This window comes from Streptomyces sp. FH025, assembly GCF_017427025.1.
Lineage (GTDB): Bacteria > Actinomycetota > Actinomycetes > Streptomycetales > Streptomycetaceae > Kitasatospora.
This window is the reverse complement of the sequence record NZ_JAFLNG010000613.1, coordinates 1-4,675: the sequence shown is the minus strand read 5'-3', so window position 1 is coordinate 4,675 and position 4,675 is coordinate 1. Positions and strand designations below refer to the sequence as shown.

Sequence of the window (4,675 nt, the reverse complement as noted above, 5' to 3'; positions counted from 1 at the left end):
TGCCGGCGCCGAGCGCCCGGGCGAGCAGGGCGCTGACGTCGAGGGCGGCGATCCGCTCGGCGGCGGCCGGGGCGATCGTGCGGATGGTGGCCCGGAACGGGCTCAGCGATTGGACCAGGTTGTCGGCGGCGGCCAGGCCGCGGGTGGTGGCGAGTTCCTCGGCGCGCTCCTCGGCCCACTCGACGTACAGCTCGCGCAGCAGCGCCGTGGCGGGCGCCCGGCGTGTGACGGCCGCGATCCAGGCGTTCGGGGCGGCCTGGCGCAGCAGCGGCCGGAAGCGCGGGTCGGCGGCGACGGCGGCCAGATCGGTGCTGTCGGGGCCGCATTGCTCGATCCAGCGACGCAGTTCGACGTCGTACCCGGCGGGCGGGTCGGCGACCGGCACACCGGCGGCCAGCAGCAGGTCGAGCAGGTCGAGGAGGGTGCGGCTGTCGCGGATGCCGGTGAACAGGTCGACCGTGACGGCGTCGGCGCGCAGCCGCTCCGTCATCCGGCCGGCCAGGGCGATGGTGGCGGGGCAGCTGGGGCGGGCGCGCCAGCCCCGGCCGAGGTGCCGGCACCAGCGCTGGAGCCAGGCGGCGGCGGGCTCGGCGCCCTCGGCGCGGGGGCCGGTGAGCAGTTCCTCGGCGCCGGTCTCGGCGAGGACCTCCAGCCAGGCGGCGTCGTGCGGGGCGGCGTCGGAGACGGCCGGGTCGGGCAGCAGGTCCAGCAGGCGGGCGCGGACGGCCGCGTCGCTCCTGCCCAGCTCGACCAGCGGGCCGTGCCAGGACTTCCAGAAGGCGGCGGGTGCCCGGTTGACCGCCGGGGAGTCCAGCAGTTCGGCGAGCAGGGCGCGTTCGTGCTCGGTGCGGTCCAGGCCGGCGGCGCGGATCAGGGCGCGGGCGTCCTCGGCGATCCCGGCGTAGGGGGCCATGCCGGCCGCGGAGCGTTCGGTGCACAGCTGGCGGAAGCGCTGCCAGGCGGTCAGCGGGTCGAGCCGCTGGGCGAGTTCCTTGACGTACTGGCGCAGGGCCTTGACGGTGAGCGCGCCGGCCAGGGCGAACTCCAGGAAGACGGCGCGCAGCCGCTCCTCGTCCACCGCCAGGCCGTGGGTGCGCTCCGCCTCGCGGGCCTTGCCGAACCAGGCGGCGGCGTACGTCCGGTTGTCGTGGGTGAGGAAGATCCGGCCGACCTCCTCGCAGAAGGTGGGCAGGAAGTGCGGCACGGCGCGGCCGAGGCGGGTGGCGAGCGCATCGAAGCCGTCCTTGGCGGCACCGGGCTTGGACGAGGCCTGGCGGGCCAGCCGCTCCAGCTCCTTGACCAGGGCGAGCGCGTGGTGGCCGTTGGCCGGGTCGTGGACGAGCGCCCAGGCGGGGAAGCCGAGCGCCTCCTGGCGGACCTGGCCGACCTCGGCGGGCGCGCCGTCGGGGGTGAGCCCGAGGAACTCGACGGCGAGGTCCTCGGCCTGGCCGAGCGCGCCGGGGACCAGCCGGACGATCCGGCGGCCGTCGAGGGCGGGGTGGGTGTAGCCGCGGGCGGTGAGCACGTCGGCGGCGCTGTCGGGGCGGCCGGCGCCGGGCAGGGTGCCGGCCGGGAGCACGGCCCCGGCGTCCAGCAGGGCCTCGGGCGCGGCGCCCTCGTGGGTGGTGACGGTGGTGGTCATGCGGCTTCCTCCCCTTCGATCGTGCGGCCCGCGTACAGGGCGGCTGCCATCCGCATGCCCTCGGACCAGGCGACCGGTCCGACCTCGGCGAGCGGCAGCACCCGGCCGTCGGGGCCCGCCCAGCTGAGCGCGCCCGTCTCGCAGGCGTCGTACTCGTAGTAGTCGCCGACCCACACCCGGGCCTCGACGGTGCGGCCGCCCTCGGTGACGGGCTGCACGGCGTGGCCGCCGCGGACCCGGCAGCCGAGCCGGGTGCAGCGGCCGATCAGCTCGCGCAGCTCCCGGTAGCGGCCGCCGGCGTAGGTGGTGACCTCGGTGCCGGTGCGCGGCTCCTCGGGCCGGTGCCAGACCTCGCGGTAGAGCTGCTGGACGCGCTGGGAGACGCCGAGTTCGACGGCGAACTCGCGCAGCTCGTCGAGGTCCTGGAGGAGGACGGGGTGGGGTATCAGGACCTCGGTGTCGGTCAGACGCACGGTGTCGCCGTCGAGGTCGACCAGGCCCAGGCCCCGCTCGGCGTCGGCGCCGCGCAGGAAGCCGGCCACGGCGCCGTCCGGGCTGGTGACCACGACGTCGCGCAGGACGGCCTGCCAGGCGTCGTCCGGCCAGACGGCGGTGAGCACGGCGGCGGGCACCGGCAGCGAGCGCACCATCCAGCGCTCGACGTCCTCCCGGCAGCGCCGCGCGTGCGCGTCGAGCCACTCGGCGAGCTGCTTGAGCTGGGTGACCACCGGGTCGTCACCGAGCTTCGACGGCAGGGACTTCAGCTCGCGGCCCGCCGCGTTGCGGCACACCACCCTGCCCTCACCGTCGAGCGCGACGCGGTACCCTCCCGCGCCCGTCTCCACCCATGCCACGGCCGTACTCCTCCCACAGAGTCCCGCACTCGGGAACGTCGTACTGATCGCCTGCGGACCAGCGATGCGAGGAACGTAGCGAGGCGCACTGACAATGCGGTGGGCGGGGTGAAGTCGGGCCTGACATGCAGATTTCAAACCACTCGAACGAGTGATCGAAGCGGGTGTTCCGGCCGGACCCTCAACCGCCCGGGGACGGACCGGGTGGTGCCGGACCTCGCCGATCCCCCGTCGGCGAGGTCCGGCACCCCGTCAGTCCAACGGCGCCCGGGGCACGATGACCGGGGCGCCGTCGCCCGGGGCCGGCAGCACATGGCTGTCGATGTCGTACAGCGCCCGCACCAGCGGCGCGTCCACCACCTCGCGCGGCGGCCCGCAGGCGACCACCGCGCCGTCCCGCAGCGCGACCAGCAGGTCGGCGTAGCGGGCCGCCGCCGCGAGGTCGTGCAGGACCATGACGACGGTGCGCCCGCCCGCCGCGACGGCCCGGACCAGCTCCAGCACCTCGACGGCGTGGCCGAGGTCGAGCGCGCTGGTCGGTTCGTCGAGCAGCACGACCGGGGCGTCCTGGGCGAGCACCATCGCCAGCCAACAGCGCTGGCGCTGGCCGCCGGAGAGCCGGTCGAGGCGGCGGTCGGCGAGGGCGTCGACGCCGGTGGCGCGCAGGGCCTCGGCGGTGAGCCGTTCGTCGTCCGGGGACCACTGGCGGAACAGGCCCTGGTGCGGGTGCCGGCCGTAGCGGACCAGGCCCTCGACGGTGACCGCCTCGGGCGCCTGCGGGCTCTGCGGGAGCAGGGCGACCCGGTGGGCGGCCTGGCGCGGGCGCAGCCGCCACACGTCCTCGCCGCCGACCAGCACCCGCCCGGCGTCCGGCCGGTGCAACCGGGCGACGGCCCGCAGCAGGGTGGACTTGCCGCAGCCGTTCGGGCCGACCACGGCCACGACCCGGCCGGCGGGAACGGTGAGGTCGATGCCGCCGAGCACCGGGCGGCCGGGCCCGTACCCGGCGGTGAGGCCCTCGATCGTCAACTCCATGGCGCTGTCTCCCGGTTCGTCCGCCGCTCAGGAGGCGGAGAGCGCCTTGCCGAGGTCGCCGATGACGACGTCGGCGGCGAGCGGGCCGCCCCGGGTGGACCAGACCGAACCGTCCACGGTGACGGCGTGGTTGTTCTTCACCGCGTTCAACTCCTGGTAGGCGGGCTTGGACTGGACGTCCTTGAGCGCGGCCTTGCCGTCGTCGGTGAGGGTGGAGAGGAACAGCCAGTCGCCGTCGATCTCGGAGAGCTTCTCCAGGCTGAGCGCCGGGCTGTGCGCGTTGCCGTCCTTGTCCTGGGCGGCCGGGCGGGTCAGGCCCATGTCGAGGGCGACGCCGCTCGCGAACTGCCGCTTCTCCATCCAGCTCGGGCCGGTGGGGTTCCAGCGCACGATGGAGACCGCCGCGCCCTTGTTCTTGCCGAGGTCGGCGCCGGTCTTGGCGGCCTTGGCCTCGTAGTCGGCGATCACCTTGTTGGCCTGGTCGAGCTTGTTGACGGCGTTGCCGATGCCCCGGAAGGCGAGCTTCCAGTCGTCGGTGGGCGCCATGGTGACCAGGGTGGCGGGGGTGATCTCGCGCAGCTGCTTGAGCAGCTGCGCATCCTGCATGTCGCCGGCCAGGATGAGGTCGGGCTTGGCGGCGATCACCTTGTCCAGTACGGGCTGGAGCAGGTTGCCGACCACCGGCACGCCCTGGACCTTGTCCTTGAGGTACGCGGGCGGCTCGGCGAGCCCCTGGCCGTTGGTGATGCCGACCGGCTTGACGCCGAGGGCGAGCACCGCGTCGAGGTCCTCCTGAGTGAGGGTGACGATCCGCTGGGGTTCGGCCGGGATCTCGACGGCCTGACCGGTGGCGTCCTTGACGGTCCGCTTGCCAATGTCGGCCGCACCTGCCGCCTGGGTGGAACCGGCGGACGACGGCGAGCCCGAGGAGCCGCAGCCGGTGAGCAGGAGGGCGGCCGCCCCGGTGACGGCCAGCGCCTGGGCCGCGCGACGGCGGACGGGGCTGAGCGGGCTCTGGGCGAACGGCATGGGTGCCTCCGGGGCAGGGGTGGTACGGGAGTTGGGCGGCGTCCGGGCAGCTCGGCGCGATGGCGGTGCCTCACGGGACGGTTCGAACATTAGGTTAGCCTTACCTTATGACATC

At 74.9% G+C, this 4,675-nt stretch carries 3 protein-coding genes and 1 pseudogene; all 4 read right to left on the bottom strand.

The window, feature by feature from the left end; translation table 11 throughout:
- Window positions 1-1,642, bottom strand: a pseudogene (locus J0670_RS30560) (hypothetical protein); the annotation flags it as partial.
- Window positions 1,639-2,496 (bottom strand): DUF4132 domain-containing protein, encoded by an 858-nt coding sequence (locus J0670_RS30555; protein ID WP_374223196.1) that lies wholly within the window; start codon window positions 2,494-2,496, stop codon window positions 1,639-1,641. The pseudogene J0670_RS30560 and the gene J0670_RS30555, both read right to left, overlap by 4 nt.
- A 252-nt stretch (window positions 2,497-2,748) precedes the next feature.
- Window positions 2,749-3,531, bottom strand: a complete 783-nt coding sequence (locus J0670_RS30550) for an ABC transporter ATP-binding protein (RefSeq protein WP_207815005.1) — start codon at window positions 3,529-3,531, stop codon at window positions 2,749-2,751.
- 27 nt (window positions 3,532-3,558) lie between these two features.
- A complete protein-coding gene (locus J0670_RS30545) occupies window positions 3,559-4,560 on the bottom strand; it encodes an ABC transporter substrate-binding protein (protein ID WP_207815004.1) in 1,002 nt (333 codons plus the stop codon).
- Window positions 4,561-4,675 lie beyond the last annotated feature (115 nt).

Bases quoted from the DNA above. Each gene is read 5' to 3' on its own strand.
- J0670_RS30545 (WP_207815004.1), bottom strand. From the start codon at position 4,560: ATGCCGTTCGCCCAGAGCCCGCTCAGCCCCGTCCGCCGTCGCGCGGCC.
- J0670_RS30550 (WP_207815005.1), bottom strand. From the start codon at position 3,531: ATGGAGTTGACGATCGAGGGCCTCACCGCCGGGTACGGGCCCGGCCGC.